Origin of the sequence: Gallintestinimicrobium propionicum (genome assembly GCF_025567525.1) — a bacterium.
Lineage (GTDB): Bacteria > Bacillota > Clostridia > Lachnospirales > Lachnospiraceae > Gallintestinimicrobium > Gallintestinimicrobium propionicum.
Genome location: NZ_JAOQJY010000015.1, coordinates 76,720 through 103,240, shown reverse-complemented (window position 1 = coordinate 103,240; position 26,521 = coordinate 76,720). Strand labels below are relative to the sequence as shown.

Genomic DNA, 26,521 nt, shown 5'->3' with positions numbered 1-26,521 from the left:
AATCAGTACGGATATTATCTATTTTATGATGAAGTCTTTGCACTTTGAGCTTTTGCTTTTGTATATTCTTTTGAGTGGACTCTCCTTTCTTTGAATTTTCATACTTGCGTGAGAGACATCTTTGTTCTCTGCGCAATTTCTTTTCCAATTTTTTAACTCTTGCTGACTTATTGATATTTTTATAAGTTTTACCATTAGAAACAATCGCCAGGTCTTTCAAACCCAGGTCAATTCCTATACCGTCATTGCTATTATTAGCAATCTTAGCATCGGGAATTTCTACAAGAACTGACACATAATATCTGTCTGCTTTGATGGATACTGTACCGCTTTTGATTTTCCATCCGTCTTTCGTTGTTGGTATATAGCCTTTTTCTTTCATGCGTATCCAACCTAAAGTGGGTATGTTTAACCTATGTCTCTCGCATCTACAATCTTTAGGATTATTCTTTACGAAATACATTTTTACATCAGACTTACCTTTCCTTTTGAAATTAGGAAAAGCACTTTGGTGTTTAAAAAATCTTATAAATGCAGTACATCCATCTTCAATAGATTTTTTTACAGCTTTTGAATATGCTTCTTTGATCCATATTTTATCAGGATTATTAGGAATGTACTCATTATTGAGCCATACGCTAAAACTCTTGCCGGTCATAAACTTTTCACCCTTATCGTATAAAGCTTTGTTGTGACCGAGATAGAAGTTGTAGACGTATCTACAAGTGCCAATAGTCTTGTTGATCTTGATTTTTTGCTCGACTGTCGGATTTATTTCCGTTTTGAAGCTCTTTAGCAATTTCCGCATCCCCTTCTATTTGTTTTTTATACTTACGAAGGCCGTACAATCTACAAGAAAAAACGTGAAGTATGGATACAATATCCCGTACAAGTTCTTCTTGCGGTGATAGTTCTTCATTATTCACTACCACTATGGTTGTATTAAACTTCATACAGAATTTTTCAAACCAATCATAGCCAAATCTGACAAATCTATCTTTATGTGTAACTATAATAGTTTTGATTTTTTGTTCCATTACTTCATCTAATAATTGATTCCACTTTTTACGATTGTAGTTAAGCCCACTTCCATAATCTTCAATACATTGATCTACAATGATACCTTTAGCATTGTAAAACTGACGTAAAAAAATTACTTGGTTTTGTAAATCATCTTTTTGGTTTCTTGTAGATACTCTGGCATAAATAACAATCTGACGATTATCGTTTTCAGTATTTATGCCCTTAAACTGAAGATATTGATCATAAGTATAATAACGCCTATCAGTTGGAGTTCGATTTGCTTTTAGAATCCCCTCTCTATCCCAGCGTTGTAACGTTTTGACAGAGACACCCAATAATTCAGCAAAATCTTTTGGTTTGTAATTAGTGATATTAGATGTGTTCATAGCAATGCCCTCCATGAGTATATTTTAACACATTTAATCACTATTGATGGTGATTTCGAGTACTTAAAGTTTCCTCCTATACAAAAAGATCGGCTCCGATCACAAGCCGTCCCTTTTTGGTTGTGTTTTTTTCACCCCGGAAAATAAATTTTCCGAAACCTCTGACCGATACCGTGTCCCCGTCCTTTAACATCTGGCTGCCGTTTTCCGTCAACCTCCCGTTGACAAAGACCTTTTTCTGTGAAAAAAGCGTCTGCCCCTGGCTGCGCGACAGTCTCCAGACCGCGCTCACAATTCCGTCGCAGCGCAGGCTCGCCACATGCTCTTCCCGGTAAGAAAGTTTTTTCTCCGGCAACGCCTCCAGCTTTTCTACCGGCACGCAACGCACCTTTGTATGGCGCACCTGTTCGAGAGTTTCCTGTAAAAATACAGACATCGCAGACGTACAGAACACATACGCGCATTTGCCCTCCACACAGATATCCCCGATCGTGCTCCGGTCGATCCCAAGATTTAGAATCGCGCCCATAAAATCCCTGTGGCTGAAATTTTCCGCAAATTTTTCCGCCAGCGGCTCGATTTTTACCGCACAGATCGGAAACGGCTCTTCATATCCGAATTCCTCCGGATCTCCGAACCTGCCCATACACCGCTCTGCACCATCCATTCCGCCGTATAATTCGATATGTACTCCTGCCTTTGCAGCGCTTCTCCAGAGCACCTCCTGCTCTGCCAGCGATAAAAAGCCGGTAAAAACAAACAGATTCTGCTGCCAGGCGCGGTCTGCAAGCTCTGCAAACCGCTTCTCCAAAAGCTGCAGTTCCTTATCCCTCTCTGCCATAACCGTTTCCTGCCGATCAGGTAAAGCTGATAACCGGCTCTTTAGGCTGTTTTGCCTTTGTCACAGACTCTGCGTACAGCACAGGACCTTCGCCTTCATAATCCGCAAAATATTCTTTTTTGACTACTGCGGTCACTTTTACCCAGTCGCGTTCCTGATACAGATCGATCTTATCGTAAACGCACGCAAAGCCGAGGAAGGTCATATCCTCTGCACAGCAGGTCATTGCCATACGTCCGGGCACAAAATAGCCTTTCGGGAATTCCTCCGGCTTCATCACCATGCCGATAAACTCGATCGTCTTGCCGACATAGCGATCCACATGATCCAGACTGTCCAGATACCAGATGCCGTAGGTATTGTCATCCAGCACGATTTTATCCGCCTTTAAGTCATATGGGAGATCCTCTTCCATAATCTCGTCGATTTCCCCATCCTGATCCTCGAAAATAATCTCTGCAGTCTGGTTGAGTGCCTTGACATTTCTCTTATAGGTATTGAGGTCTTCGATACCATCACAGCGGTTGAAGATAATCATTTCGGATTTGCGGATCATGTCCGAAACCATGGATTTCATATTCGTAAAATACATAGGGAAGGTGGATGCATCGATCGTTGTGATCTGCTGCTCCACCTTCCAGTGCCACGGCAGGCGCAGGTCGCGGAACTTCCACATACCGTTATATTCTATGATAATGCGCTCCGGATGATACTTCTTTTCCAGCTCGACCATCTTTTCCGGAGTAAAATCCGCCTCTTCCTCGATGGTTTCCACGATCGTCTTGCTGCGCTTTAAAACGTAAGGGTCGTATTCTTCCTCTCCCTCCTCGCACAGCAGAAGCAGGGTTTTGCCGGAGCTCTGGAAATACGGCTGATCCAGTGTAAAGTTAATGAACTCTGTCTTCCCGCTCCCTAAAAATCCGTTGATAATATAAACCGGCTTCATACAGTTCTCCTCTTTTTATTCTTGATAATAGAATGCTCCCAGAGCATTCTATTATTTTCTGAACAGGTTTTCCAACTCTGCTTCCTTTAGCTTCGAACCGATGACGCAAATCTTACCGGTTACATCAGGTTTACCAGCACGCACATTGCTCTCTTCGGGAACATAGTCGAAATAAATCCATGTGCCGTCTGCTGCCGGAATCATACCCTTTGCACGCAGAACGATGCCGTACTTTTCTTCGTTGTCCAGCTCTTTTAAGAAGCCCTCAACCTCTTCTGTCGTGTAGGTTGCAGGAGTTTCAAAGCCCCAGCTGGTGAAGATTTCATCGGCATGATGGTGATGGTGGTGGTCATGATCGTGACAGCCGCAGGTGCAGTTTTCGTCGTGCTCATGATGATGCTCATGTTCGTCTTCGTCCTCATCATGGTGATGATGGCAGCAATGCTCGTGTTCATCTTCCTCCTCATCATGGTGATGATGGCAGCAATGCTCGTGTTCGTCTTCCTCCTCATCATGGTGATGGTGGTGCTCATGATCGTGTTCATCTTCCTCCTCATCATGGTGATGATGGCTGCAATGCTCGTGTTCGTCTTCGTCCTCTTCATGGTGATGGTGGTGCTCATGATCGTCATGCATTGCCTTTACCTGCTCCATCAGCTCTGCTTCCAGATCCTTTGCCCCCTCAATAGTAGCAAGAATCTCCTTGCCTTCCAGCTGTGCCAGCGGTGTTGTAATAATGGTTGCTTTCTCATTGTGCTCCCGGATCAGCTCTACCGCCTGTTTTACCTTTTCTTCGGATGCAACGTCTGTACGGCTTAAAATAATCGTTCCGGCGTGCTCAATCTGGTTGATGAAGAACTCACCGAAGTTCTTGATATACATTTTGCACTTGGAAGCGTCTACGACAGCAACCGCGCTGTTTAACTCAACCTCTGTGCCAAGTCCCGCATTCTGGACTGCTTTCATAACGTCAGAAAGCTTGCCGACGCCGGAGGGCTCGATCAGAATACGGTCGGGATGATAGGTGTTTAAAACTTCCTTTAAAGAAGTTCCGAAATCGCCTACCAGGGAGCAGCAGATACAGCCGGAATTCATTTCTTTGATTTCGATTCCAGCGTCCTTTAAAAATCCTCCGTCGATACCAATTTCACCGAATTCGTTTTCGATCAGGACGGTCTGGGTTCCTGCCAGCGCTTCCTTTAACAGCTTCTTGATCAGGGTTGTCTTACCGGCTCCAAGGAAGCCGGATACAATATCTATTTTTGTCATGTTTTCCTCTCATTTCTGCGCACGCTTTTTGCGCATGCCGAGTTTGTGTCAAGTGCGCGCAGACACAAATCTCGCGATTGAAAAATTTTATTTTTCAATCTTAAATCTCTGTTTCTTTGCTTTGACTGCTTTCTACAGGATTCGTCATTCCTAACCAGTCATCCTTATATTCTGCGCTAAAACGGGATAATTGTCAACACCTCATTATGGGACATAGAATGCTGTCTCATTGTGGAACACCCACGACAGCTTTCACCAGCCGGAACGCCTCTTTGCAGGTATCCGTCAGATTTTGCATCGCAGCGTCCCGATCCATCGCCTCTTCCAGGCTGACTGCCCTTTTCTGAATGCAAAACGCTGCGTCGATTCCGATCTCATGGCAGACTGTAAAGCCCTCCTGCAGTGCTCCGGCAAAAGCGATCACCGTACAGCCATGCTTTTTCGCGAGCTTTGCCACGCCTACAGGGGCTTTCCCCATCGCAGTCTGTTCGTCCATCCTGCCCTCTCCGGTAAGGACAAAATCCGCGTCCGCCATCTCGCGTTCCAGCCCGGTCTCTTCCAATACAATCCGGATTCCCGGCTCGAGCCGCGCACCTAAGTAGCTCTGGAATGCAAACCCAAGACCGCCAGCGGCACCCGCACCCGGACAATTTTCATCTGCCTGTAGAAAGTGCTCTTTCGTCAGCTGTGCATAGGAAAAGAGCCATTGATCCATCTGCCGGATGCTCTTTTTATCAGCACCCTTTTGCGGTCCGAATACGCTGCTGCAGCCAAGCTCTCCGCAGAGGGAATTTTCCACGTCACAGGCAACCCGAAACGTGCACTCCTTTAAAACCGGCAGTACATGTCCACTCCGAATTTCCGCAAGATCGGCTAACCCGGCCGCCCCGTTTCGCACCGGCTGACCACTTTTATCCAGAAATTCAAATCCAAGCGCCGAAAGCATCCCAACTCCGCCGTCGTTTGTCGCACTGCCGCCGATCCCGACAATAAAATGCCTGCAGCCTTTCCGAATCGCATCCCGGATCAGCTCCCCAACGCCGTAGGTCGTTGTATGTAGCGGATTGCGTTCTTCTTTGGAAAGTAACGGCAGCCCTGCAGCTGCCGCCATTTCTATTACCGCTGTTTTATTTTTTTCCAAAATACCGTAGGACGCTGAAATTTTCCTGCCGAGCGGGTCGCTTACCAGCGCTGTTTCCATGCGTCCGCCCATTCCGGTTGTCAATGCTTCCACCGTGCCTTCCCCGCCGTCCGCCAGCGGACGCACGACGATCTCAGCGTCCGGGAAAACTGCTTTCACGCCTGCTGCCGCCGCGTTTCCAGCCTCCATCGAAGTCATGCTTCCTTTAAAAGAATCGATTGCAATTACTGTTTTCATCCTGGACTCCATCCTGACTGCATTATCCTTTTCTTCGCACCATTTTCTCACAAGCGCTGTCAGTGCTGCTTTTTTTTTCCATCCTTGCGCCAGGTCTATTTTCTTGCCGCCGGCAGCCTTGTCCGAAACAACTGATGCCCGAGCTGTTTTCCATGAAACGGCACCAGTGGATACAGATAGCTTCTGCTGCTCACCGTCCGGTTAAACAACAGAGAAACCGCCAGAATCACGATTCCTCCAACATATCCCCAGACGCCAAAAATTGCCGTCAGCACCAAATTGATAATCCGCATAAATTTCAGCGCATAGCCAAGCTCCAGGCTGTTCTGTGTGTAGTTGGCGACTGCGACGAATGCCATGTACAACATGACCTCACTATTAAACCACCCACTCTTTACACTGAACTCTCCCAAAACCAACGCCGCCATGACCGACAGCGGCGTACTGAGCATATTCGGGGTGTTGACCGCCGCAAGCTTCAGACCGTCAATTGCAAGCTCCAGCAATAAAAGCTGCCAGATCAGCGGAATATAGACCGTATCCCGCACTGCGATGAACTCAAAGCCTTTGGGAATCCACTGTGGATATTCCATCAACAAAAGAAACGTCGGAGTCAGAAAATACGTTACAATGGCGATCAGCAGGCGCGACAGTCTCAGATACGTTCCCGTGATCGGCGGAAAATAATAATCGTCCGCTTCCTCCAGCACGTCAAACAGGGAGGTCGGTGTGATCAGCGCCGACGGCGAGTTGTCCACCAGAATGATGATATTTCCCTCCAACACCTGTGCCGCCGCGGTGTCCGGACGTTCAGAAAATCGGAACTTCGGAAACGGATTCCACCAACGTCCCTGATACAGGCACTCCGCAAGGCTTTCCTGGTTCAGCGTCAGCGCATCCACCTGCAGGTTCTGAATCCGGTTTCGGATCTTTTCAAGGAACTGCTGATCTACCCGATCCTCCATATAGCACAAAACGATGTCAGTGTGGGACGTTTTTCCTGCCTGCAGCATTTCCATCCTCAGCTGTGTGCTTCGGATCCTGCGGCGGATCAGCGCTGTGTTAAAGACAATGGTTTCCACAAAACCGTCCTTCGAACCGCGCAGCACCTTATCCTTTTCCGGCTCACCGACACTTCGCGCCGGATAGGTTCTGGCATCGATCAAAATGCCCTGCTCATATCCCTCCAACAGCAGGGCGGTCACGCCGGACATCACCTGCCTGCAGATTTCATCCAGATCGTCGCATAGATCGACCTCTCCATAAGGCACAAGCTGCCTGCTCATCTCTGCCGCGTCCTCCGGCATCTGCTCTTTCGTGATTCCGATAAAATGCTGCAGCAGCTTCTGCATCACTTCATCTTTACAGAATCCGTCGATCATATACAGCGCTGCATTTTTCTTCCCGATCTCCACATTTCGGTACAATACGTCAAAGCTTTCCCCAACGCCCAGCTGTCGATCCAGATAGTCTCTGTTCTTCGCCAGATCGCCGCTCACTTTTTTCATCGTCATGGAAATCTTCCTCCCGGATTTTTTGCTTTAGTCTGTCCAAAAGGGTTCCCTTTTATTCTACCTCTGTCTGAAGCTCCTGAAGCATTTTTGCAATCCGCTCCTGCGCCCGGGCGATCGTCTCGTTGACCGTATTCACATGCTCTTTATAATAAGTATCTTTTTCCTGCTGCTTTTGCTGCGCATCCACATTCTCTGGATCCTGCGTTTTGGCTTCCTGTGCCGCCTGCATGTCCTCGCAGGCTTTTGCAGCTTCTTCGATCGCGTCGTCGGTCGTCTTATTGACCGTATCAGTCAAGTTATTTTCATTCGGTGCGGTGGGCGCCAGAACTGTATCAGATGTGGTGTCGAGTGCGACATCGGAAATTGTGTCGGACGCAGGGTGGACTGCAGCCGTAACGGTCATGTTCTGCCCTGCAGCGGGCGCGCCCTGCTCTGTGACTGCCGTATCGTTTTTTTGACTCGCATAGTCCGTTTTTACGATTTCCTGCGATTTTTCCCTGTAGTCATCTGCTTGTCCCTGCGTTTTTTCGGCACGGCTAGGATTTTCTGCATATCCCCACTGCGTTCTTTCTTCGCTGTAGCTGTCTGCGTCCCACTGCCGCATCGCTTCGCTGCGTTTTCCAGCACTATTTCTGCCTGCATTTCCTGTAACCTTAAAGAACATCTGTCCCAGACCATTCTTCAAGCCGTCCAGGCTACTCTGTCCTGCACTTCTTGCATGATCTGACTTTAAAGCTGCCAACTGCTGTTTTAACTGCCGAATCTCCTGCTGTTGTTTCTGGAAAATCGTCTGAGCCTCTGCCTTTTTGCGCTTTAATTCTGTTTTCAGGCTATCCTCCCGGCTCTTCCATTCTGCCAGCCGTGCTGCAGTGTGTTCTTTCTCCTTTGCAAGCGCAAGTTGCTGCGTTTCCAGCTGGACACTCAGATCGTCAGCTTCCGCTTTCAATTCCTGCTGCTCTGCACGCAATTTTTCTGCTTCGGTTTCCAGTTTGACTTTCTCAGTCCTCAGACTTTTCAGCTCTGACAAAGCTTTCTCTTTCTCAGCTTCTAAAACTTCTGTTCTTGCCTGTAATTCGTCCTTTGCCTTCTGCAGCCCTTCAACTTCTGCCTGCTGTCCGGCTTTTTCTGTATTTAAGGTTTCAACTGCCGCTTCCAGCCCGATCTTTTCTTCCTGCAGCTTGTTCAGCTCGGTCTGCAGCTCTGCTTTTTCTGTACGTAGGCTTTCTGCCTCTGCCTGAATTTTTGTCTGCGCTATCCGCAGATTTTCCAGCTCCTCCAAAGCCTCTTCCTTCTCCGTCTGTAAGGATTCCGCCCTTGTCTGTAATTCGTCCTTTTCCTTCTGCAGCGCTTCCATTTCTGCCTGCTGTCCGGCTTTTTCTGTATTTAAGGTTTCAACTGCCGCTTCCAGCCCGATCTTTTCTTCCTGCAGCTTGTTCAGCTCGGTCTGCAGTTCTGCTTTTTCTGCGCGCAGACTTTCTGCTTCTGCTTGCAGTGTGCCAAGTTCCGACTCCATCGCATTCTTTTCTTCTTCCAGCTTCTCCGTGCGTTCCTGTTCATCCGAAAGCTGCTGGCTCAGTTTCTGCCGCATCAGGTTTTCCTCTTCCAGCTGCTGCGCATATTCCTGCTGTGCGCGTTCCGCAACCTGGCGTCCCCCTTCTATCTCCGCCTCAACCTCCTGCATGTAGTTCCATACTTCTTCTTTTTGAAATCCGCCGAATAAAACTGTTTTAAATAATTCCTTATTTCCCATCTGCCGATCCCTCTCTATATAAAATAAATTTTTAGTTCGTTAAAAATATATAAGAAGGCTAAGTTTTCTCACATACTCTTACAGTATACCATACTCAAAACAGAAAAATCTATATGAAGCAGCACAAGATCTTTCCGTTAAAACTTCTTTTTGCTATTTTAGGTTATCGTTCATCTACACCATTCGCCAAGCTGCATCTTCAATGCTTTCCGCAGCTTCCCATGTGCCTTTATTTTATGTTATACTGTTTTGTAAATACCAGGATCAAAAACAGGAAATCAAAGCGAGGTTATGTATGGATCAGCTGAATGATAGGTCCGTTGTGGAACAGCGGTATGCTACAGCAACCAATTTGCAAACGAGAATTACCATTCATGATAAATATTCGACAAACAAGATGGGATTCGGAAACTGGATTTTTTCCAATTATAAAATTGCCCCCGGAATGCGCATTTTGGAATTAGGCTGCGGGACAGGCGATATGTGGAAAAACAAAGAAGATTTGATCCGTCTGTGTTCCAGGCTGACTCTTTCAGATTTTTCAAAAGCGATGATCGCAGCTGCCAAAAGCAATATCGATGACATAATCGAATATCTTTATTCTCTTTCCAGTATGACGTCGATCACCGGCATTCCCAAACAGGCTAAAAAAGATATTTTGACCGCTCATACTACAAATGGAATTTTAAACGTGCCAAAAGAATATGGCATGTTTATCGTATCATAGAACAATCGGGAGTTGATTGAGGAGTGATAGATTTATGAATGCAAATGTTGATTTAACAGGTGTTGTGCTTGAAACAGATAGACTAATCATTAGAGAATGGAGTGAAATGGATTTAGAAGACTTTTTTGAGTATGCAAAAGTTGATGGAGTAGGTCAAATGGCTGGATGGAATCCACATACATCAATTCAAGAATCAAAAACCATTTTGGAGATGTTTATTAATGAGAAAATGACCTTTGCTTTAGAATTGAAAGAAAATCATAAGGTAATAGGTTCATTAGGACTTGAAACGCTTAGTCTTTTGTTGCGTGATGAGTATGAGAATTTAGTAGGAAGAGAACTAGGATATGTATTAAGTAAAGAGTATTGGGGAAAAGGTTTAATGCCAGAAGCTGTTAATAGAGTAATTAAATTCTGCTTTGAACAAGAAAATTATTATTACTTAATGTGTAGCCATTTTGTTATAAATAGTCAATCAAAAAGAGTTATTGAAAAAAGTGGTTTCCGCTTTGTAAAGGAAAATACCCAAATTGCAAGAGATGGACATGAGTATATTTCTTTGTATTATGTATTAGATAATCCCTTAAAAAAGAATTAGACAACTTCCAGTTTTGCAGAAAGGGGAAAATGATGTTAAGACTAAGACCTTATCATATAAAAGATGCTGAAACAATACTTTCCTGGGCAAAAGATGAAAAGGCATTTTATAAATGGACAGCAGGCGTACTGGGAACATACCCGTTATCGCTTGAGCAATTTCATTCCGTAAGTGATTTGATGGCTTTTACAGCGATAGATGATAACGATGTGGTTGGATTTTTTACAATGAGAAGACCAACAGCGTCATTTGATGAATTAAGATTTGGCTTTGTTATCGTTGATGCAAACAAAAGGGGGAAAGGCTATGGAAAACAAATGCTTCAGTTAGGATTACTCTATGCAAAAGAAATCTTTGGCGCAAAGAAGGTTACATTAGGTGTTTTCCGTAATAATGATCCTGCATATTATTGTTACAAGACCACAGGATTTCAGGATGTAGCATTAGATGAAATGGAAAAGTATCAGGTATTAGGCGAAGAATGGGATTGCTTGGAGTTAGAGATACAGCTATAATTCGGAAATCGGATATTAAAAACAGAAAAATAAACTTGAACCTGTGGAAGTAAAAAAAGAAAAAAGTTCTCAGAACGTTAAGAACCCGTGCACATGGAGGTATTTATCACTTTGAAAACAACAGGCATCATCGTAGAATACAACCCGCTTCACCCGGGACATATTTACCATATGGAACAGACGCGGAAGCAAACCGGCGCGGACTATCTGATCGCAGTCATGAGCGGCAGCTTTGTCCAGCGGGGCGCTCCGGCGCTTCTGGACAAGTATACCCGTACCCGGATGGCGCTGCTTGCCGGAGCAGACGTTGTGATTGAGCTGCCCGTCTGCTTCGCCACCGGAAGCGCCGGGGATTTTGCCGCCGGGGCAGTTTCCCTGCTGGACAAGCTCGGCTGCGTGGACGTTCTTTGCTTTGGCAGCGAATCCGGCGACATTTCCTTATTTAAAAAAACGGCAACTCTGCTGCAGTGCGAATCTGCTGCTTTTTCCAATGCTTTGAAAAAAGCATTAAAATCCGGGCTATCTTTCCCTGCCGCACGCCAGCAGGCGCTGCTTTTATGCCTCGATATGGCAAAAGATATGCCATCAACAGCCTGCCCCGACAACAATTCCACAGCAGAACAGATTGTTGCCCTGCTTTCTTCCCCCAACAACCTTCTGGGATTGGAATACACCTTGGCGCTGCTGCGGCGAAACAGCTCCATCCGCCCGTTCACGATCTCGCGCGTTGGCAGCGGCTATCACGATCCGCTCGGCGGTGCAGCAGACTTTCCCTCTGCATCCGCGCTGCGCAGTCTGCTCGCCAAACAAGGGAAGCAGGCTCTTTTGTCGCAGCTGCAGTGCTATCCCGAACTGCAGCCCCTGCTGCCGCTCTGGGAGGAAGTTTTATCGCAGAACACGTTTTTATTCTCCAATGACTTATCCAGTCCATTGCACTATCGACTGCTCACTGCCGCTCCGGGTTCCTTTGGGACGTATGCTGAGGTCGGAAAAGAGCTTGCCGACAAGCTCGAGGCGAACCGCCTTTCCTTTACCGACTGGGACGATCTCTGCACAAGACTCAAGACCCGCGAAATCACCTACAGCAAAATCAGCCGCTGTCTGTGTCGGATTCTGCTCTCTGTTTCGCAGGAAATGCTCCTTGCTGCCCGCGATAACGACTATACACCTTACGCCCGGATTCTTGGTTTTCGTAAGAGTGCGTCTCCCCTGCTGTCCGTGCTCAAGAAAAACAGCAACATTCCGCTCATCTCCCGCCCCGCTGCTGCAGCCCGCAGCCTTTCTCCGGAAGCACTCGCCCTCTATGAAAAGGATGTGCTCGCTGCACATCTGACGCAAACTGCACGCTGCGCAAAAACCGGGCAGCTGCCGGTTCACGAGTATACACGCCAACTGATTCTGCTGTAGTCAGACAACAAGACTGCGCTGCCGCTGCAGTGCCCGCGTTTTACAGCACGCTGTACCACCCTGCCGCATCCTCCGACAATCTCATTTCCCACTCTCCGGAATTCGCCATTTTTCTCTGTTGCATCCTGTTTTAAATCGCAATATAATGAAAACAGAATAAAAAACGGAGGAAAAATCCATGAACGAACAGCAAAAGTACCAAAAACGAAACCTACTTCTGTTCCCCCTCGGGACGGTCGGAAGAGATGCTGTCTACGCCCTGATCAACAGCTTTCTTCTGACTTTCGTTTTATTTACCCGCTCGTTAAACGCCGCACAGCTGACCGCGATCACCGCAATTATGGTCGCTGCCCGGATTTTTGACGCACTAAACGACCCGATCATGGGAAGCATCATCGAACACACCCATTCCCGTTTCGGCAAATTTAAACCCTGGCTGACAATCGGCGTTTTATCCACCTCCGTCGTCATTTATCTGTTTTTCAATACAGACCTGCACGGTTGGAGCTTCGTCTGCCTGTTCGGTATCCTTTATTTTTTGTTCAGCATCACCTATACCATGAACGATATTTCCTACTGGGGTATGATTCCGGCGCTCGGCTCCGATGCCAACGCACGCAATCAGTTTACCTCCCGTGCTACGCTGTTTGCAGGAATCGGTTCTACGCTGGCTTCTATCCTGATTCCAGTCTTTTCTACCGGCAAAAATGCCATCGGCGGAAGTTCCTTTACCGCCTATGGACGCATCGCCCTGATCATTGCGATTTTAGCGCCTCTGTTTTTGAGCATCACAATCTTCGGTGTACGCGAACGCCGTGACCCTCCCGCAGCGAAGCAGGAACGCTTCCGCTTCCGCGAAATCATCCAGACTATCCTGCGCAACGATCAGTTAGTCTGGATCGCAGTCATCTTTTTGCTGCAGCAGATCGGTAATGGACTGATCGTCGGCGGACTGGGATCTACCTATATTTATCTGACGTTCGGCTATGAAGGCGGTCTATATTCCCTGTTCACAATGGTCGGCATGTCCGCAACCGCATTTCTGATGGTCTTCTACCCTGCCATTTCCCGCAAATGCCCGCGCAAACAGCTGATGTCCATCATGGCAATCATCGCGGTGATCGGCTACGCGTTCCTCCTGATCTCCGGCTTCCTGGCAAAGACCGGCACCCTCGGCTTTGCCCTGCTCGTGTTAGGCTACATGCTCTCCAATTTCGGTCAGTATTGCTATTACCTGATTATGATGATCTCCATCCTCAATACGGTGGAATATAATGAGTACAAATTCGAAACGAGGGATGAAGCCGTCATCGCTTCCCTTCGCCCATTCATCACAAAGCTTGCCTCCGCACTGACCGCTGTCCTGACATCTGCAACCTATCTGCTGTTCGACGTTACCAGCTATACCAACCAGATTTCTTCGCTGGAACAGCAGTGCACCCAGGGGTTGATTACCGAAAGTGAAAAGCTCGACTTAATTTCCGGCGTGCTCTCCAGCACGACCTCGCTGCAGAGCACCGGACTTTTGCTGTGCATGTCCCTGCTGCCCTGCGCGATGATGCTTCTGTCCTACTTCCTTTATAAGAAAAAATATATTCTGGACGAAACAGAATACGACCGCATCTGTGTCGAACTGGAAAAGCGGCACGCTGCATAAAGCTATTGCTTTCCCTCCCTGCCACAGGCGAAAAACTGTGAAACAAAATTCTTTCCAAAAAATCCAAAAGACCGTCGGTTCGCGCCTTCCCAAGGCTCTGCAAAACCGACGGTCTTTTTCATTCATGACAATAGAATGCTCGCAGAGCGTGCATTCTATTGTTTATATTTTTTCAGAATTCGTCCTGCTCCTGCTACGATACCGCTTAGTTCTTGAAGCTATGGATCGGCGCAGGAATCCGTCCGCCGCGGTTTACAAATGCGTCACAGCTGAACTGGTTGACCGGCATAATCGGCGCATAGCCCAGCAGTCCGCCAAACTCAACGGTTTCGCCAACACCCTTACCGATAACGGGGATCAGGCGAACAGCGGTTGTCTTGTTATTGATCATACCGATCGCCATTTCATCCGCAATGATGCCGGAAATCGTAGTTGCCTTTGTGTCTCCGGGAATCGCGATCATGTCAAGGCCTACAGAGCAGACACAGGTCATCGCCTCGAGCTTTTCCAGTGTCAGCGCACCTGCTGTCACCGCATCGATCATACCCTGGTCTTCACTGACCGGAATGAATGCCCCGCTCAAGCCGCCAACATAGGAAGATGCCATAACGCCGCCTTTTTTCACCTGATCATTTAACAGGGCAAGGGCTGCCGTCGTTCCAGGTGCGCCGGCATGCTCCAGACCGATTTCACATAAAATATCTGCAACAGAGTCGCCGATTGCAGGCGTCGGAGCCAGCGAAAGATCGACAATACCGAAGGGAACCTTTAACCGCTTCGAAGCCTCTTTTGCCACCAGCTGACCGACTCTCGTAACCTTGAATGCGGTCTTTTTGATCGTCTCGCAGAGCACCTCAAAGCTCTCGCCGCGCACGGATTCCAGTGCAGTCTTTACAACACCGGGACCGCTGACGCCGACATTGATGATACGGTCAGCCTCTGTCACGCCGTGGAACGCGCCCGCCATGAACGGGTTATCGTCCGGCGCATTGCAGAATACCACCAGCTTTGCACAGCCTAAGGAATCCTGCTCCTTTGTGTACTCCGCCGTCTCTTTGATGATTTCGCCCAGCAGTCGGACAGCATCCATGTTGATACCGCAGCGGGTGGAACCGACGTTGACAGAGCTGCAGACATTTTCAGTTCTGGACAGTGCCATCGGAATCGAACGGATTAAAAGCTCATCCGCATGGGTCATGCCTTTATTCACCAACGCAGAATAACCGCCGATAAAGTTTACGCCTACCTCGTGGGCAGCTTTATCCATCACTTCTGCGATCTTTGCAAAATCCTCCGGCGTCTTACATGCGGCACCGCCGACCAGCGCAATTGGAGTCACGGAAATACGCTTGTTTACAATCGGCACGCCGAATTCCTGTGCAATCTCTTCGCCGGTCTTTACCAGATCCTTTGCGGATTCGGTAATCTTTTTATAAATTTTATCCAGACATGCGTTTAAATCCGAATCGATGCAGTCCAAAAGGCTGATTCCCATCGTAATGGTGCGTACGTCCAGATTTTCTTTCTCCACCATGTTATTGGTTTCGGTTACTTCATAGATATTGATCATGCTATTTTCTCCATTTCGCAGATGTATTTGTCGTGATTGAGCCGTTTACCGCGCCATTCGCAAACTCGCATCTTCGATGCTCTCCGCGCTGGCTACGCCACCGCTACTTTTGCTCATGGATTGGCGCTTCCTTCGTACCTTCCTGCAAGCAGATTTTCATGCAAGTATGAAATCAGCTCACAGGAAGCCACGAGTAAACTGGTGTCTCAGATTCTGTGCATCTGGTCAAAAATTTCTTCCCGCTGGCATTTGATAATAACGCCAATATTCTCTCCGAGCGCATCCAGCTCCTGCGCAATGGTTCCGAACTCCTTGGATACATTATTCATATCCACGATCATCATCATATTAAAATATCCCTGCACAATTGTCTGGGAAATATCCAGAATGTTGATGTTGTTATCTGCCAGATATGCACATACTCTTGCAATAATTCCGACAGTGTCCTTCCCTACTACAGTGATAATGCTTTTCTTCATGCTTTTCTCCTCTTTTCCGCGCACGCTTTTTGCGCATGTCAAGTTTGTGTCAAGTGCGCGCAGACACAAATCCCGCGATTGAAAAATTTTATTTTTCAATCTTTCTCCTCTCACAGTTCCTCATTTTTTTAAAAACAGATCATCTCCGAAACCTCATTGCGCTTCGCCACCTGAATCGGGAAATCACCCCCATGATACGGATTATCCGCCAGGTCAATTTCCATCCGCACGGTCTCATATGCAAGCTCCGGCAGGTTGTTTTCCTGACTCAGATGTCCCAGGATCACTTTTTTCAGGTTATCATGCAGCACCCTGCTTAACAGTCTGCCCGAATTTTCATTCGAAAGATGCCCGCGGTTTCCGAGTATCCGCTGCTTGAGATAATAGGGATAGCTCCCCACCTGCAGCATATTTACATCGTGATTTGCCTCCAGTAAAAGGACATCCATCCCCTTTAAGCATTCCACGGTGTAGTCATTATAAGTACCAAGGTCTGTACACACAGCAGCATGGCTGCTGCCATAAGAAAAACGATAGCCCACCGGATCTGCGGCATCGTGAGAAATACGCATCGGATTTACCGTCAGATCCTTAATTGTAAACGCTTCCTCTGCACAGACGGGATGAAAAAGCTCTTCCGGGATCTTTCCCACACTCTTCGTTTCCTGAATCGCGTCCGCAGTCTTTTCCGTCGTATAAATCGGAATTCCATACCGTCTGCTTAAAACACCAAGTCCGGCGATATGGTCAATATGTTCATGAGTGATCAAAATCGCATCAATATCCCGTCCTGTCAAACCAATATCGTTCAAGCCGTTTTCCACGCGCTTGCCGCTGATGCCTGCATCCACCAGCACATGGGTCGTATCCGTTCCCGCATAAATACAGTTTCCGCTGCTTCCGCTGGCAATACTGCATAATCTCATCTGCTCAGCCCTGCTTCCTTTAATCTTTCGTCTATCTGTCTGTAAGTATCCCCCAGGTCGGCACTATTGTCAATCACCACTTTACAGTGACATCGAAATTCTTCTTCCGAAAGCTGACTCGCAAAAATCTGTTCTACCTTTTCTTCGGAATATCCACGATCCTGTATCAGCCGCTTCCTGCGTACTTCTTTTTGTGCAAAAATGTACCATAGCTCATCCAGCAGCTCGCCATAGCCTTCCTCAATCAGGAGCGCCGCTTCCACAAAAAAGGCGTCGATTTTTCCAGCTTCGCGTTCGGCTTCGATCTCCTGCAAAATATAGGCTTTAACCGCCGGATGGATGACCGCATTGATCGCTTCCAGCAACTTATGGTCTGCAAAAATTTTCGCCGCCATTTTCTGCCGGTTGATCTGACCGTCCTCTTCCAACGTGTCTGTTCCCAGAAGCCGGACGAGGGCGTTGTAGCAGGGATTTCCCGGCTCACGAACCTTATGCGCTGCTTCATCCGCCAGCAAAATCCGGCAGTTGCAGTGTGTCTGAATATATGCTAAAATCTTCGATTTTCCGGCACCAACCCCGCCGGTAATTCCTATTGTTTTCATCATTTCGTTCCTTTTATTCATGACAATAGAATGCTCGCAGAGCGTGCATTCTACTATTTCGCGTCATACCAGTTTTCGCCGGTATGCAGATCCACCTCCAGCGAAACGGAAAGCTCTGCCGCATGCTTCATCTTATCCTTTAAAAGCTCTGCCACCTCTGTAGCTTCCGCACGATCGGTCTCGATCAGCAGCTCGTCGTGAATCTGCAGACTGAGCCTGGAATTCAATTTCCTGCGATGCAGCTCTTCCCAGACATGGATCATCGCAAGCTTCATGATATCTGCCGCCGTACCCTGAATCGGAGAATTCATCGCCACGCGCTCGCCAAAGGAACGCTGCATAAAATTGCTGGATTTCAGCTCCGGAATCGGACGTCTGCGCCCGTAGAGCGTCGTCACATAACCGTTTTGCTTCGCATCCTCCACCTGTTTGTCCAGAAATGTCTTGACCTGCGGATAGGTTGCAAAATACTGCTCGATATAGGTTGCTGCCTCTTTCCGCGTGATGCTCAGATCCTGACTCAAACCAAAGGAGCTGATGCCGTAAACGATACCGAAATTGACCGCCTTTGCATTGCGCCGCTGTAAGTCCGTGACTTCCTCAAACGGCGTATGGAACACCTTGGATGCCGTAATCCGATGGATATCCGCGTCACTTTTGTACGCCTCGATCAGCTGCTCGTCCCCGGAAATATGCGCGAGCACACGAAGCTCGATCTGGGAATAGTCCGCGTCCGTAAACAAGTAGTTGTCCTTTGGCACAAATACCTTGCGGATCAGCCGTCCCAGCTCTGTACGCATCGGAATGTTCTGCAGATTCGGTTCCGTTGAAGAAATCCGTCCGGTCGCCGTGATCGTCTGATTGAAGGACGTATGGATTCTGCCGTCCTCCTCGATATAATCCGCCAGACCGTCCGCATAGGTCGATTTTAATTTCGTCAGCCCCCGATATTCCAGGATATCCGCAACAATCGGATTGTCTGCTGCGAGCTTTTCCAAAATGTCTGCAGCGGTCGAATATCCGGTTTTGGTTTTCTTTCCGCCCTTTAAGCCCATCTTTTCAAACAAAATCTCTCCCAGCTGCTTCGGCGAATTGATATTAAATTCACATCCTGCCGCTTCGTGGATTTTTGTTTCCAGCTCGTTAATCCGGTCCACCAGCGCATCACCGTATGCCTGCAGCTCCTGTCTGCGTACCAGCACGCCCTCTTTTTCCATCTCATAAAGCACACGGGATACCGGCATCTCAATTTCGTCAAACAGCTTCTGCATCCCGGCTTCTTCCAGTTTTTGGGAAAGCACCGGCACAGCCGCATAGCATACATACGCCAGTGTTCCGGCATATTCATAAAATTCTTCCGGTCTCTGCGCATATGCTTCCTTTAAAGAAAGCTTTTCAAACAGCTGCTTTCTCGTGCGGATCATGCGATCGAGCTGCTCCTTTGCAATGTCCTCCGGCTCATAATCGTTTTTGAGCGGATTTAACAGATACGCGGCAATCAAAACATCGAACAGCGTCTTTGTACCGCAGCTGTCCTGGTCTTTTTCTCCATTGGACAAAAGCGCCGGATACGCTTTTTTGATTTCAAACGTAGAAAGGTCTATGCCCGCCAGATACAGATCGGAAAGCTGACTGCAAAGCCATTGCGCGGTCAAAAAGCCCTCCGCCGGAAGCACTGCGATCTTTTCTTCGCCCCAGCACAGCGCCAGTCCGCAAAACTCGGTTTCTTCTATTTTTCTGCACTTTTTCTGATCGGATAACACTGCAAAGCCACAGTGTCCCGCTTTTTTGACCGCCTCGAAAATCTCCTGTGCCTCTGCCAAATCGCTCGTCACATGAATTTTTGCCGTCAAGCTATCCTGCTTCGTCTCTTTCTGCTCGAATCGTCCAAGCAGATTTTTAAATTCCAACTTCCGGAACAGCTGATACGCATCCTCTGTATACAGCTCTCCCAGCCGCGCTTCATTCCAGTCAAGCACCACAGGACTGTCGATGCGGATCGTCGCAAGATCGAGACTCAGATATGCCAGATCTTTATTGGCGATCAGCGATTCTCGCACCGCTTTTTTCGTCACCTCTTCGACATGCGCATACAAATTGTCCAGCGTTTGAAACTGCTTTAACAGCTCGGAAGCCGTCTTTTCACCGACCTTGGGCACGCCGGGGATATTGTCCGCCGTATCGCCCATCAGCGCCTTTAATTCGATAAAGCCAGCAGGCGTCACGCCGTACTTTGCTTCGACGTCTGCTGCATAATAATCCTCGACCTCTGTCCGCGCGCCCTTGGTCTTCGGAATTCTGATTTTAATTTTGTCACTCGCGATCTGTAAAAGATCCCTGTCCCCGGAAACCAGGGATACATCCATCCCCTCTTTTTCCGCGCGCTTTGCAAGCGTCCCCAAAATGTCGTCCGCTTCCAGTCCTGGCTGCTCCATCGTCCGGATTCCCATGGCATGCAGCACCTGCTTCATCACAGGAACCTGCTCGTGCAGCTCCTGCGGCATCGGCTTTCTCGTCCCTTTATATTCCGGGTACATCTCGTGCCGGAATGTCGGCGCTTTCACGTCGAACGCGACCGTCAGATATTCCGGCTTTTCTTCCTCCAGAAGCTTGAATAAAATATTTAAAAAGCCATAGATCGCATTCGTGTGAAGCCCCTCGGAATTGGATAAATCCGGCACGCCATAGAAGGCGCGGTTCAAAATGCTGTGTCCGTCAATTAAAACCAGTTTTTCACTCATTTATAATACCACCATCGTCAAAATCATAGTCGCCGCCAGAATCGCCATCGCTTCTGTCGCATACAGCCCATGCTGTAAGGAACTCAGGATATGCAGATGTCGCTTCTCGGTGTCAATCCGCATGCGCAGCTCTCTGTTTAAATCGAACGTATCGCCGTTTTCCAGGCGCTGCATCCCGGTTGTCACCAGAAACTGTATGCTCAGCTCCTCAAGGCAGGAACTGCATCCATCCACATGATTTAAAAATTTCTTTTCCGTGCGGTTATCCAGTTCGTCCTTCAAAAACTGAGGAATCAGCTTTTCGGTCTGTTTGCAGTCCAGATCTGTCATATCACAGAGTCTCCTTTCATAAAAAATAGGCTTCGCCTATTCAACTCCCCTGCCCCTCAATCTTGAGGGGTGGGATTTCTTTTTGTTACTATTTCATGCATAATAGTCTTATGAATGTTTTACAACAGATTTTTACTGACTATTATGAAGAAATTGAATATACTCTTCATCCCAGAAAAACTGAGATGGAAAATATCGATAAGATGATTCATTGCGGTGATCCATCTTTCGGTGGTGCCATGTACGGCTGTCCTCACTGCGGAAATCTTAAATTTGTTCCTTTCCGCTGTCATAGCCGTTTCTGCCCTACCTGCGGCAACAAATATGCCATGGAACGCACTACCAGTATGTCCTTTAAACTGGTTAATGTCACACATCGCCATTGTGTTTTCACAATCGATAAAAGTCTTCGTGAATTCTTTCTCAAGGATCGTTCTCTACTCGATTGTCTGTTTCACTCTGCAAACAGCGTTATCACCCGTATGTTTTACAAAATGAATAAATCCAAAAACTTCACACCCGGTTTTATTATGGTTTTACATACTTTTGGCAGAGATCTGAAATGGAATCCACATATCCACTGCCTCATATCTGAAGGTGGTTACAGCGATGATGGTGTTTGGCGTAATGTCAAACACTTTGATTACACTTTTTTACGCAATGCTTTTCGCACGGCTCTGCTCAATGAAATGGAATCCAAAATCGGTTCTTCTTTCAAAAAAGTGAAGGCGAAATGTTATCGTGAACACCAACAAGGTTTTTATGTTTATGCCAAACCCAACCTCTGCGATCCCAGAATTGTTGTAAAATACATTGGGCGTTATCTTGGTCGCCCTGTCATTGCCACATCCCGAATTGATAAATACGATGGTGAAATGGTCACTTTCCATTACAACCGGCATGAGGATGAACAATACATAGAAGAAACGATTCCTGCTATGGAATTCATCCAGCGTCTCATTCGCCACATTCCTGAAAAACATTTTAAAATGATTCGGTATGGTGGGATTTATGCACGTCACCGAGAAATTGATTCCAAACTCTATCGTGCCATTTCCAAAAGCAAACATCATATCTACCACAGCTTTAATCAGTGGCGAACTGCTATTTTGTCTTCTTTTGGGTATGATCCCTTGGTATGCCCTGACTGCCAGCATAGGATGGAATTCTTAGAACTATACTTCAACCACCAGCGCGTTTCCCTCGAAGAAATGTACGAGAAAGTAATGTCCAAATCTCGTGGAAAGCGTTCTTCTGCATGATTTTCTCGATTCTTATGTTATAATCCTCTAAAAGGAGGATGAACACCATGAAACCAGATATCGAGGCACTGCGTAAAAAATACATGGATAATCCGCCGGAAGGTATGACATCCCAGGACATTCGCATTATGAGCGAGGATGCACTTCTGGATATGGACTATTTCTTAAATGATGATGAACTTGATGACGGTTTTGGTGAAGAAGGTTTTTATATCTTCTAAGCCATCTATCGTCTGCTTGTTGTGCCCGCCTCCGTGCGGGCCTTTTTCAATTCAAGAGAGCGCCGTAGGCGGTCTTTCCTATAAAGTAAAAAAAGACAGGTCTGCGAGCCGAAGCTCTGCAGAACCTGTCTTTTATACGTAAGCTCACGTCACACGCAATACTCACATTTATTCCCTTTGAATTAGCAGTATTTAGCGGTAGAAACCTTCACGCCAGGGCCCATGGTGGTAGCCAGGGTGATGCTCTTTAAATACTGACCCTTCAGTGCGCTCGGTTTTGCTTTCATGATAGCATCCATCAGCGCTTTGTAGTTCTCAGCCAGAGCTTCTTCAGAGAAGGAAGCCTTACCAACCGGAACGTGGATGATGTTGGACTTGTCCAGTCTGTATTCGATCTTACCTGCTTTGATATCGTTGATCGCTTTGGTTACATCCATGGTAACTGTGCCAGCCTTCGGGTTAGGCATCAGACCTTTCGGTCCAAGGACTTTACCCAGACGACCTACAACGCCCATCATGTCAGGAGTTGCAACTACAACATCGAAATCCAGCCAGCCTTCGTTCTGGATCTTGGGGATCAGCTCATCGCCGCCAACAAAGTCAGCGCCTGCTGCCTGAGCCTCATCGAGCTTAGCGCCCTTAGCGAATACCAGAACCTTAACGGTTTTACCAGTTCCGTTGGGCAGTACAACTGCACCACGGATCTGCTGCTCAGCGTGACGGCCGTCGCAGCCTGTTCTGATATGCACTTCTACAGTCTCATCGAATTTAGCTGTTGCGGTTTTCTTTACAAGGCCAATCGCTTCTGCAGGATCGTACTGTGTTGCGCGATCCACCAGTTTAGCGGCTTCGCCGTATTTCTTTCCATGTTTCATGTTCATTACCTCCATTGGTTGTTAACGTAATGCTTTCTACTCTGCATTACTCCCAGTTCTATTTACTCAGTCCTCTACAACAATACCCATGCTTCTTGCTGTGCCGGCGATCATGCTCATAGCAGATTCGATGCTTGCAGCATTCAGATCAGGCATCTTCAGCTCTGCGATTTCACGAACCTTGTCCTTGGAAATCGTAGCAACCTTTGTCTTGTTCGGAACTGCAGAAGCAGACTTCAGATTGCATGCCTTCTTCAGCAATACAGCAGCGGGCGGAGTCTTGGTAATGAAGCTGAAGCTTCTGTCCGCATAAACGGTAATTACAACAGGGATGATAACATCGCCCTTGTCAGCTGTTCTTGCATTGAACTGCTTTGTAAACTCTACAATGTTTACACCATGCTGACCCAGTGCAGGACCTACCGGGGGAGCCGGTGTTGCCTTGCCAGCAGGGATCTGTAACTTAATGTAACCGGTAACTTTCTTTGCCATGTCAGGCACCTCCTAAATATATTGTGGTATGGCGCAGCGTTTTCTCCTGCTCCAGCGGCAGGACACTGCTTCCACTGCTCAACGGATCGCTCCACTGAACGTCTCTGTGACCGCGTCCTAAAACGCTTAATCTAATTTCCGAACCTCCGAGAAGCTGATCTCTACAGGGGTATCCCTGCCGAACAGTTCTACGTTAATGGTTACGGTCTGCTTGTTATAGTCGATCTTGTAAACAGCGCCGACAGTATCTTTCCATGCGCCGGCAACGACTACGATGGTATCTCCTTCTGTAAAATCGATGGAGACATTATCCGATTTGATGCCCAGCGGCTTCATCTCGGCTTCAGACAGCGGAACAGGCTTGCTCCCCGGTCCAACGAATCCGGTCACACCTCTGGTGTTGCGGACAACATACCATGTGTCATCATTCATAATCATATTTACAAGAACGTATCCCGGAAACAGCTTCTTTTGAACGGTCTTTTTCGCACCGTTTTTCATCTCCACAACTTCCTGCATGGGGACGCGAACTTCCAGGATCTCATCTTCTAAATGCCGGTTCTCGATGGTTTTTTCCAGGTCAGCTTTGACCTTGTTCTCATATCCGGAATAGGTATGAGCTACATACCATTTTGCTTCTGCCATAAGAATCTCCTCACTTACATTGTCAAGAAATTGACACCGTACTGCGCTGCTACATCGATGAGCGAAATAATAATGCCCATAACAATAGAAACAAATACGACAGCAACGGACTGTTTTAACAGGGTATCCTTATCCGGCCAGATGATCTTCTTGAACTCGGCTTTGACACCGTCAAAGAATTTTACTTTGGGTGCCTTAGGCGTCTTGGACACTTTTTGTTCGTTTGACATACTCTGCAAACTCCTTTCAAAAGCAACGCGCCGCCGACAGCGGTCCCTCAGGACACATCACGGCAATTATTTTGTCTCTTTGTGCGTTGTGTGCTTCTTGCAGAATCTGCAGTATTTCTTGGTTTCCATTCTGTCAGGATGCGCCTTCTTATCCTTGGTTGTGTTATAGTTGCGCTGTTTGCATTCTGTACATGCCAGTGTGATTCTTGTACGCATTTTTCCACCTCCGTGCGTGCTCTTATTCTTCGCGCGCCTTCTTACGTCCTGCTGTAAAAAACTTCCGCCAGATCGCTCTGTCAGCGACTTTTTACATCCGTCCGTCGCTCTGCGCGTCTCTCGTGCACTCCCTCAAAATCCCGTCAAACGGCGGTATGAGGTCGTCTGCCTGGGTCACTCCTTCTTGCCGCGCCTTCTGAAAACTTTCAAAATTTGCGCACAAAAAAAAGACCTCAGATCTATCTTGCCTTTCGACTATACCATAAGCTGAGGCCTTTCGTCAATACATTTTTACACAGTTTACTCGTGTCCTGCGACGGGCGAATTTCATGCTTGCATGAAAATTCGTCTGACGCAGGACACGAAGGAAGCGCCTCTCTATGAGCAAAAGAAGCGATGGCGCAGCCAGCGCGGCGAGCATCGAAGATGCGTTTTGCGAATGGCGCGGTAAACTGTTTCGTAACCTCCCGGAACGCGCCTGCAAGCGAATTTCATGCTTGCATGAAAATTCACCCATCGCAGGACACGAAGGAAGCGCCTCTCTATGAGCAAAAGAAGCGGTGGCGCAGCCAGCGCGGCGAGCATCGAAGATGCGATTTTGCGAATGGCGCGGTAAACTGTTTCGTAACCTCCCGGAACGCGCCTGCAAGCGAATTTCATGCTTGCATGAAAATTCGTCTGACGCAGGACACGAAGGAAGCGCCTCTCTATGAGCAAAAGAAGCGATGGCGCAGCCAGCGCGGCAAGCATCGAAGATGCGTTTTGCGAATGGCGCGGTAAACACAGGAAGGACTTATCGCGCCAGCTCCTCTTTTACCATGTCCAGTGCACTCCGGATAACTTTATCCATATCATAATATTTATACTGTCCCAGGCGTCCGCCGAACAGGACATTTGCTTCCTTTTTCGCAAGCTCTGCATACTGTGCATAGAGTGCGCCGTTTTTCTCATCATTGATCGGATAGTACGGTTCGTCACCCTTTCTCCAGGTCGCGGGATACTCTCTCGTGATGACGGTTCCTTCTCCGGTCTGGAACTCGAAATGCTTGTGCTCGATGATGCGGGTGTAAGGAACCTCGCGTTCCGTGTAGTTGACAACTGCGTTGCCCTGATAGTTATCCTCTTCCGGAAGCTCTTCGGTTTCAAACCGCAGGGAACGGTATTCGAGCGTCCCGAGGCGATAATGATAATACTCGTCGATCATACCGGTATAGAGCAGTCTGTCCCAGCTGTCCTGTTCGTCTGCAGTCCTGGCCGCATTGGCTGTCTGGTATTCCTGAAGGGAAACACCGGTCAGAACCGGAATGTCTTCCAACAGTTTCTCAACAATCTGCGTATAACCACCCTCAGGGATTCCCTGAAAACGGTCATTAAAATAGTTGTTATCATAGGTAAACCGAAGTGGCAGGCGGCGGATAATAAACGCCGGAAGGTCTTTGCAGTCACGTCCCCACTGCTTCTCCGTATAGCCCTTGATGAGCTTTTCATAAACGTCGCGTCCCGCAAGCTGCAGCGCCTGCTCTTCCAGGTTCTGCGGCGTAATCCCGGCAAACTCTCCGGTCTGCTTTGCGATGATTTCCTTCGCCTCTTTCGGCGTCTTAATATTCCACATCCGGCTGAATGTGTTCATATTAAAAGGAAGGTTATAGAGTTCATCCCGATAAACTGCAACCGGAGAATTGACATAGTGGTTGAACCGGGCATACTGGTTTACATAATTCCAAACTTCTTCATCAGAAGTATGAAAAATATGGGCACCATACCGATGTACGTTGATGCCCATAACCTTTTCCGTATAAATATTCCCGGCAATATGATCTCTCTTCTCCACTACCAGAACCTTACGTCCCTGTTTGTGCATCTCATGTGCAAATACAGCGCCGAAGAGCCCAGCTCCTGCAATCAGATAATCATAGTGCAT

The 26,521-nt window shown here is 47.5% G+C and carries 28 protein-coding genes; 8 read left to right on the top strand and 20 right to left on the bottom strand.

Annotated features, from left to right (window positions below; genetic code table 11):
- From OCV62_RS11985 to OCV62_RS11950, 8 genes are all read right to left on the bottom strand, one after another.
- Positions 1–808, bottom strand: an 808-nt coding sequence (locus OCV62_RS11985; protein ID WP_262586940.1) for an RNA-guided endonuclease InsQ/TnpB family protein, incomplete at its 3' end; no start/stop codon positions are given.
- Complete coding sequence (locus OCV62_RS11980) at positions 720–1,394, bottom strand: IS607 family transposase (protein ID WP_262586951.1); 675 nt, start codon at positions 1,392–1,394, stop codon at positions 720–722. The genes OCV62_RS11985 and OCV62_RS11980, both read right to left, overlap by 89 nt.
- Before the next feature lie 91 nt (positions 1,395–1,485).
- Positions 1,486–2,250 (bottom strand): YlmH/Sll1252 family protein, encoded by a 765-nt coding sequence (locus OCV62_RS11975; protein ID WP_021915630.1) that lies wholly within the window; start codon positions 2,248–2,250, stop codon positions 1,486–1,488.
- Positions 2,251–2,266: 16 nt separating this feature from the next.
- Complete coding sequence (locus tag OCV62_RS11970; RefSeq protein ID WP_021915629.1) at positions 2,267–3,196, bottom strand: TIGR03943 family putative permease subunit; 930 nt, start codon at positions 3,194–3,196, stop codon at positions 2,267–2,269.
- A gap of 51 nt (positions 3,197–3,247) precedes the next feature.
- Positions 3,248–4,465, bottom strand: a complete 1,218-nt coding sequence (locus OCV62_RS11965) for a GTP-binding protein (RefSeq protein WP_262586937.1) — start codon at positions 4,463–4,465, stop codon at positions 3,248–3,250.
- Positions 4,466–4,691: 226 nt separating this feature from the next.
- Positions 4,692–5,843 (bottom strand): glycerate kinase family protein, encoded by a 1,152-nt coding sequence (locus OCV62_RS11960; protein WP_262586935.1) that lies wholly within the window; start codon positions 5,841–5,843, stop codon positions 4,692–4,694.
- A 95-nt stretch (positions 5,844–5,938) separates the two neighbouring features.
- Positions 5,939–7,357 (bottom strand): spore germination protein, encoded by a 1,419-nt coding sequence (locus OCV62_RS11955; RefSeq protein WP_021915626.1) that lies wholly within the window; start codon positions 7,355–7,357, stop codon positions 5,939–5,941.
- Positions 7,358–7,409: 52 nt separating this feature from the next.
- Positions 7,410–9,107 (bottom strand): coiled-coil domain-containing protein, encoded by a 1,698-nt coding sequence (locus tag OCV62_RS11950; RefSeq protein ID WP_262586933.1) that lies wholly within the window; start codon positions 9,105–9,107, stop codon positions 7,410–7,412.
- 295 nt (positions 9,108–9,402) lie between these two features.
- Between OCV62_RS11950 and OCV62_RS11945 the strand changes: the two genes are divergently transcribed.
- The 5 genes from OCV62_RS11945 to OCV62_RS11925 all read left to right on the top strand — a co-directional run bounded on the left by OCV62_RS11945 (position 9,403) and on the right by OCV62_RS11925 (position 14,011).
- Positions 9,403–9,834 (top strand): class I SAM-dependent methyltransferase, encoded by a 432-nt coding sequence (locus OCV62_RS11945; RefSeq protein WP_262586932.1) that lies wholly within the window; start codon positions 9,403–9,405, stop codon positions 9,832–9,834.
- 34 nt (positions 9,835–9,868) lie between these two features.
- Entirely contained in the window at positions 9,869–10,432 is a 564-nt protein-coding gene (locus OCV62_RS11940) for a GNAT family N-acetyltransferase (protein WP_262586931.1), read from the top strand.
- Between the two features lie 32 nt (positions 10,433–10,464).
- Entirely contained in the window at positions 10,465–10,947 is a 483-nt protein-coding gene (locus tag OCV62_RS11935; RefSeq protein WP_262586949.1) for a GNAT family N-acetyltransferase, read from the top strand.
- A gap of 93 nt (positions 10,948–11,040) precedes the next feature.
- Positions 11,041–12,354, top strand: coding sequence for a tRNA(Met) cytidine acetate ligase (locus tag OCV62_RS11930; RefSeq protein WP_262586929.1), 1,314 nt, complete (start codon positions 11,041–11,043; stop codon positions 12,352–12,354).
- Positions 12,355–12,532: 178 nt separating this feature from the next.
- On the top strand, positions 12,533–14,011 hold the full coding sequence (locus OCV62_RS11925) for an MFS transporter (protein ID WP_262586928.1): 1,479 nt from the start codon (positions 12,533–12,535) through the stop codon (positions 14,009–14,011).
- A gap of 205 nt (positions 14,012–14,216) precedes the next feature.
- On the opposite strand, the gene OCV62_RS11920 is transcribed toward OCV62_RS11925, so the two are convergent.
- The 6 genes from OCV62_RS11920 to OCV62_RS11895 form a co-directional block, all read right to left on the bottom strand.
- Positions 14,217–15,581, bottom strand: a complete 1,365-nt coding sequence (locus tag OCV62_RS11920) for a PFL family protein (protein WP_021915618.1) — start codon at positions 15,579–15,581, stop codon at positions 14,217–14,219.
- A gap of 206 nt (positions 15,582–15,787) precedes the next feature.
- Positions 15,788–16,060 carry an ACT domain-containing protein gene (locus OCV62_RS11915; protein ID WP_021915617.1) on the bottom strand — a complete coding sequence of 91 codons (273 nt, stop codon included), beginning with the start codon at positions 16,058–16,060 and terminating at the stop codon, positions 15,788–15,790.
- A gap of 128 nt (positions 16,061–16,188) precedes the next feature.
- Positions 16,189–16,986, bottom strand: coding sequence for an MBL fold metallo-hydrolase (locus OCV62_RS11910; protein WP_262586926.1), 798 nt, complete (start codon positions 16,984–16,986; stop codon positions 16,189–16,191).
- Complete coding sequence (coaE, locus tag OCV62_RS11905; protein ID WP_262586924.1) at positions 16,983–17,591, bottom strand: dephospho-CoA kinase; 609 nt, start codon at positions 17,589–17,591, stop codon at positions 16,983–16,985. Before coaE ends, OCV62_RS11910 begins: the two co-directional genes overlap by 4 nt.
- A 50-nt stretch (positions 17,592–17,641) precedes the next feature.
- Entirely contained in the window at positions 17,642–20,329 is a 2,688-nt protein-coding gene (gene polA, locus OCV62_RS11900) for a DNA polymerase I (protein WP_118763165.1), read from the bottom strand.
- A complete protein-coding gene (locus OCV62_RS11895) occupies positions 20,330–20,659 on the bottom strand; it encodes a zf-HC2 domain-containing protein (protein ID WP_021915613.1) in 330 nt (109 codons plus the stop codon).
- 110 nt (positions 20,660–20,769) lie between these two features.
- Between OCV62_RS11895 and OCV62_RS11890 the strand changes: the two genes are divergently transcribed.
- Both OCV62_RS11890 and OCV62_RS11885 read left to right on the top strand, forming a co-directional pair.
- Positions 20,770–21,921 carry an IS91 family transposase gene (locus OCV62_RS11890; protein WP_412318676.1) on the top strand — a complete coding sequence of 384 codons (1,152 nt, stop codon included), beginning with the start codon at positions 20,770–20,772 and terminating at the stop codon, positions 21,919–21,921.
- A 47-nt stretch (positions 21,922–21,968) separates the two neighbouring features.
- Complete coding sequence (locus OCV62_RS11885) at positions 21,969–22,142, top strand: hypothetical protein (protein WP_262586920.1); 174 nt, start codon at positions 21,969–21,971, stop codon at positions 22,140–22,142.
- A 182-nt stretch (positions 22,143–22,324) separates the two neighbouring features.
- Here OCV62_RS11885 and rplA read toward each other — a convergent pair whose 3' ends face one another.
- The 5 genes from rplA to rpmG form a co-directional block, all read right to left on the bottom strand.
- Positions 22,325–23,017 (bottom strand): 50S ribosomal protein L1, encoded by a 693-nt coding sequence (gene rplA, locus OCV62_RS11880; protein ID WP_021914162.1) that lies wholly within the window; start codon positions 23,015–23,017, stop codon positions 22,325–22,327.
- Positions 23,018–23,083: 66 nt separating this feature from the next.
- Complete coding sequence (gene rplK / locus OCV62_RS11875; RefSeq protein ID WP_021914163.1) at positions 23,084–23,509, bottom strand: 50S ribosomal protein L11; 426 nt, start codon at positions 23,507–23,509, stop codon at positions 23,084–23,086.
- A 126-nt stretch (positions 23,510–23,635) separates the two neighbouring features.
- On the bottom strand, positions 23,636–24,154 hold the full coding sequence (nusG, locus tag OCV62_RS11870; RefSeq protein WP_021914164.1) for a transcription termination/antitermination protein NusG: 519 nt from the start codon (positions 24,152–24,154) through the stop codon (positions 23,636–23,638).
- 14 nt (positions 24,155–24,168) lie between these two features.
- Complete coding sequence (gene secE / locus OCV62_RS11865; RefSeq protein ID WP_021914165.1) at positions 24,169–24,384, bottom strand: preprotein translocase subunit SecE; 216 nt, start codon at positions 24,382–24,384, stop codon at positions 24,169–24,171.
- A gap of 66 nt (positions 24,385–24,450) precedes the next feature.
- Positions 24,451–24,600 carry a 50S ribosomal protein L33 gene (gene rpmG / locus OCV62_RS11860; RefSeq protein ID WP_021914166.1) on the bottom strand — a complete coding sequence of 50 codons (150 nt, stop codon included), beginning with the start codon at positions 24,598–24,600 and terminating at the stop codon, positions 24,451–24,453.
- Positions 24,601–25,101: 501 nt separating this feature from the next.
- On the opposite strand from rpmG, the gene OCV62_RS11855 reads away from it, so the two are divergent.
- The gene (locus OCV62_RS11855; protein ID WP_262586917.1) at positions 25,102–25,380 is read left to right on the top strand and encodes a hypothetical protein; all 279 of its coding nucleotides are present in this window, start codon (positions 25,102–25,104) and stop codon (positions 25,378–25,380) included.
- Positions 25,381–25,393: 13 nt separating this feature from the next.
- On the opposite strand, the gene glf is transcribed toward OCV62_RS11855, so the two are convergent.
- Positions 25,394–26,521, bottom strand: coding sequence for a UDP-galactopyranose mutase (gene glf, locus OCV62_RS11850; protein ID WP_262586916.1), 1,128 nt, complete (start codon positions 26,519–26,521; stop codon positions 25,394–25,396).

Bases quoted from the DNA above. Each gene is read 5' to 3' on its own strand.
- OCV62_RS11965 (WP_262586937.1), bottom strand. From the start codon at position 4,465: ATGACAAAAATAGATATTGTATCCGGCTTCCTTGGAGCCGGTAAGACA.
- OCV62_RS11940 (WP_262586931.1), top strand. From the start codon at position 9,869: ATGAATGCAAATGTTGATTTAACAGGTGTTGTGCTTGAAACAGATAGA.
- secE (WP_021914165.1), bottom strand. From the start codon at position 24,384: ATGTCAAACGAACAAAAAGTGTCCAAGACGCCTAAGGCACCCAAAGTA.
- OCV62_RS11910 (WP_262586926.1), bottom strand. From the start codon at position 16,986: ATGAGATTATGCAGTATTGCCAGCGGAAGCAGCGGAAACTGTATTTAT.
- OCV62_RS11855 (WP_262586917.1), top strand. From the start codon at position 25,102: ATGAAAATTCACCCATCGCAGGACACGAAGGAAGCGCCTCTCTATGAG.
- OCV62_RS11975 (WP_021915630.1), bottom strand. From the start codon at position 2,250: ATGGCAGAGAGGGATAAGGAACTGCAGCTTTTGGAGAAGCGGTTTGCA.
- OCV62_RS11930 (WP_262586929.1), top strand. From the start codon at position 11,041: ATGGAGGTATTTATCACTTTGAAAACAACAGGCATCATCGTAGAATAC.
- rplA (WP_021914162.1), bottom strand. From the start codon at position 23,017: ATGAAACATGGAAAGAAATACGGCGAAGCCGCTAAACTGGTGGATCGC.
- OCV62_RS11890 (WP_412318676.1), top strand. From the start codon at position 20,770: ATGAATGTTTTACAACAGATTTTTACTGACTATTATGAAGAAATTGAA.
- OCV62_RS11925 (WP_262586928.1), top strand. From the start codon at position 12,533: ATGAACGAACAGCAAAAGTACCAAAAACGAAACCTACTTCTGTTCCCC.
- OCV62_RS11920 (WP_021915618.1), bottom strand. From the start codon at position 15,581: ATGATCAATATCTATGAAGTAACCGAAACCAATAACATGGTGGAGAAA.
- OCV62_RS11950 (WP_262586933.1), bottom strand. From the start codon at position 9,107: ATGGGAAATAAGGAATTATTTAAAACAGTTTTATTCGGCGGATTTCAA.
- nusG (WP_021914164.1), bottom strand. From the start codon at position 24,154: ATGGCAGAAGCAAAATGGTATGTAGCTCATACCTATTCCGGATATGAG.
- polA (WP_118763165.1), bottom strand. From the start codon at position 20,329: ATGAGTGAAAAACTGGTTTTAATTGACGGACACAGCATTTTGAACCGC.
- rpmG (WP_021914166.1), bottom strand. From the start codon at position 24,600: ATGCGTACAAGAATCACACTGGCATGTACAGAATGCAAACAGCGCAAC.
- OCV62_RS11955 (WP_021915626.1), bottom strand. From the start codon at position 7,357: ATGACGATGAAAAAAGTGAGCGGCGATCTGGCGAAGAACAGAGACTAT.
- OCV62_RS11960 (WP_262586935.1), bottom strand. From the start codon at position 5,843: ATGAAAACAGTAATTGCAATCGATTCTTTTAAAGGAAGCATGACTTCG.
- glf (WP_262586916.1), bottom strand. From the start codon at position 26,521: ATGCACTATGATTATCTGATTGCAGGAGCTGGGCTCTTCGGCGCTGTA.
- OCV62_RS11895 (WP_021915613.1), bottom strand. From the start codon at position 20,659: ATGACAGATCTGGACTGCAAACAGACCGAAAAGCTGATTCCTCAGTTT.
- OCV62_RS11935 (WP_262586949.1), top strand. From the start codon at position 10,465: ATGTTAAGACTAAGACCTTATCATATAAAAGATGCTGAAACAATACTT.
- OCV62_RS11945 (WP_262586932.1), top strand. From the start codon at position 9,403: ATGGATCAGCTGAATGATAGGTCCGTTGTGGAACAGCGGTATGCTACA.
- OCV62_RS11885 (WP_262586920.1), top strand. From the start codon at position 21,969: ATGAAACCAGATATCGAGGCACTGCGTAAAAAATACATGGATAATCCG.
- OCV62_RS11970 (WP_021915629.1), bottom strand. From the start codon at position 3,196: ATGAAGCCGGTTTATATTATCAACGGATTTTTAGGGAGCGGGAAGACA.
- OCV62_RS11915 (WP_021915617.1), bottom strand. From the start codon at position 16,060: ATGAAGAAAAGCATTATCACTGTAGTAGGGAAGGACACTGTCGGAATT.
- coaE (WP_262586924.1), bottom strand. From the start codon at position 17,591: ATGATGAAAACAATAGGAATTACCGGCGGGGTTGGTGCCGGAAAATCG.
- rplK (WP_021914163.1), bottom strand. From the start codon at position 23,509: ATGGCAAAGAAAGTTACCGGTTACATTAAGTTACAGATCCCTGCTGGC.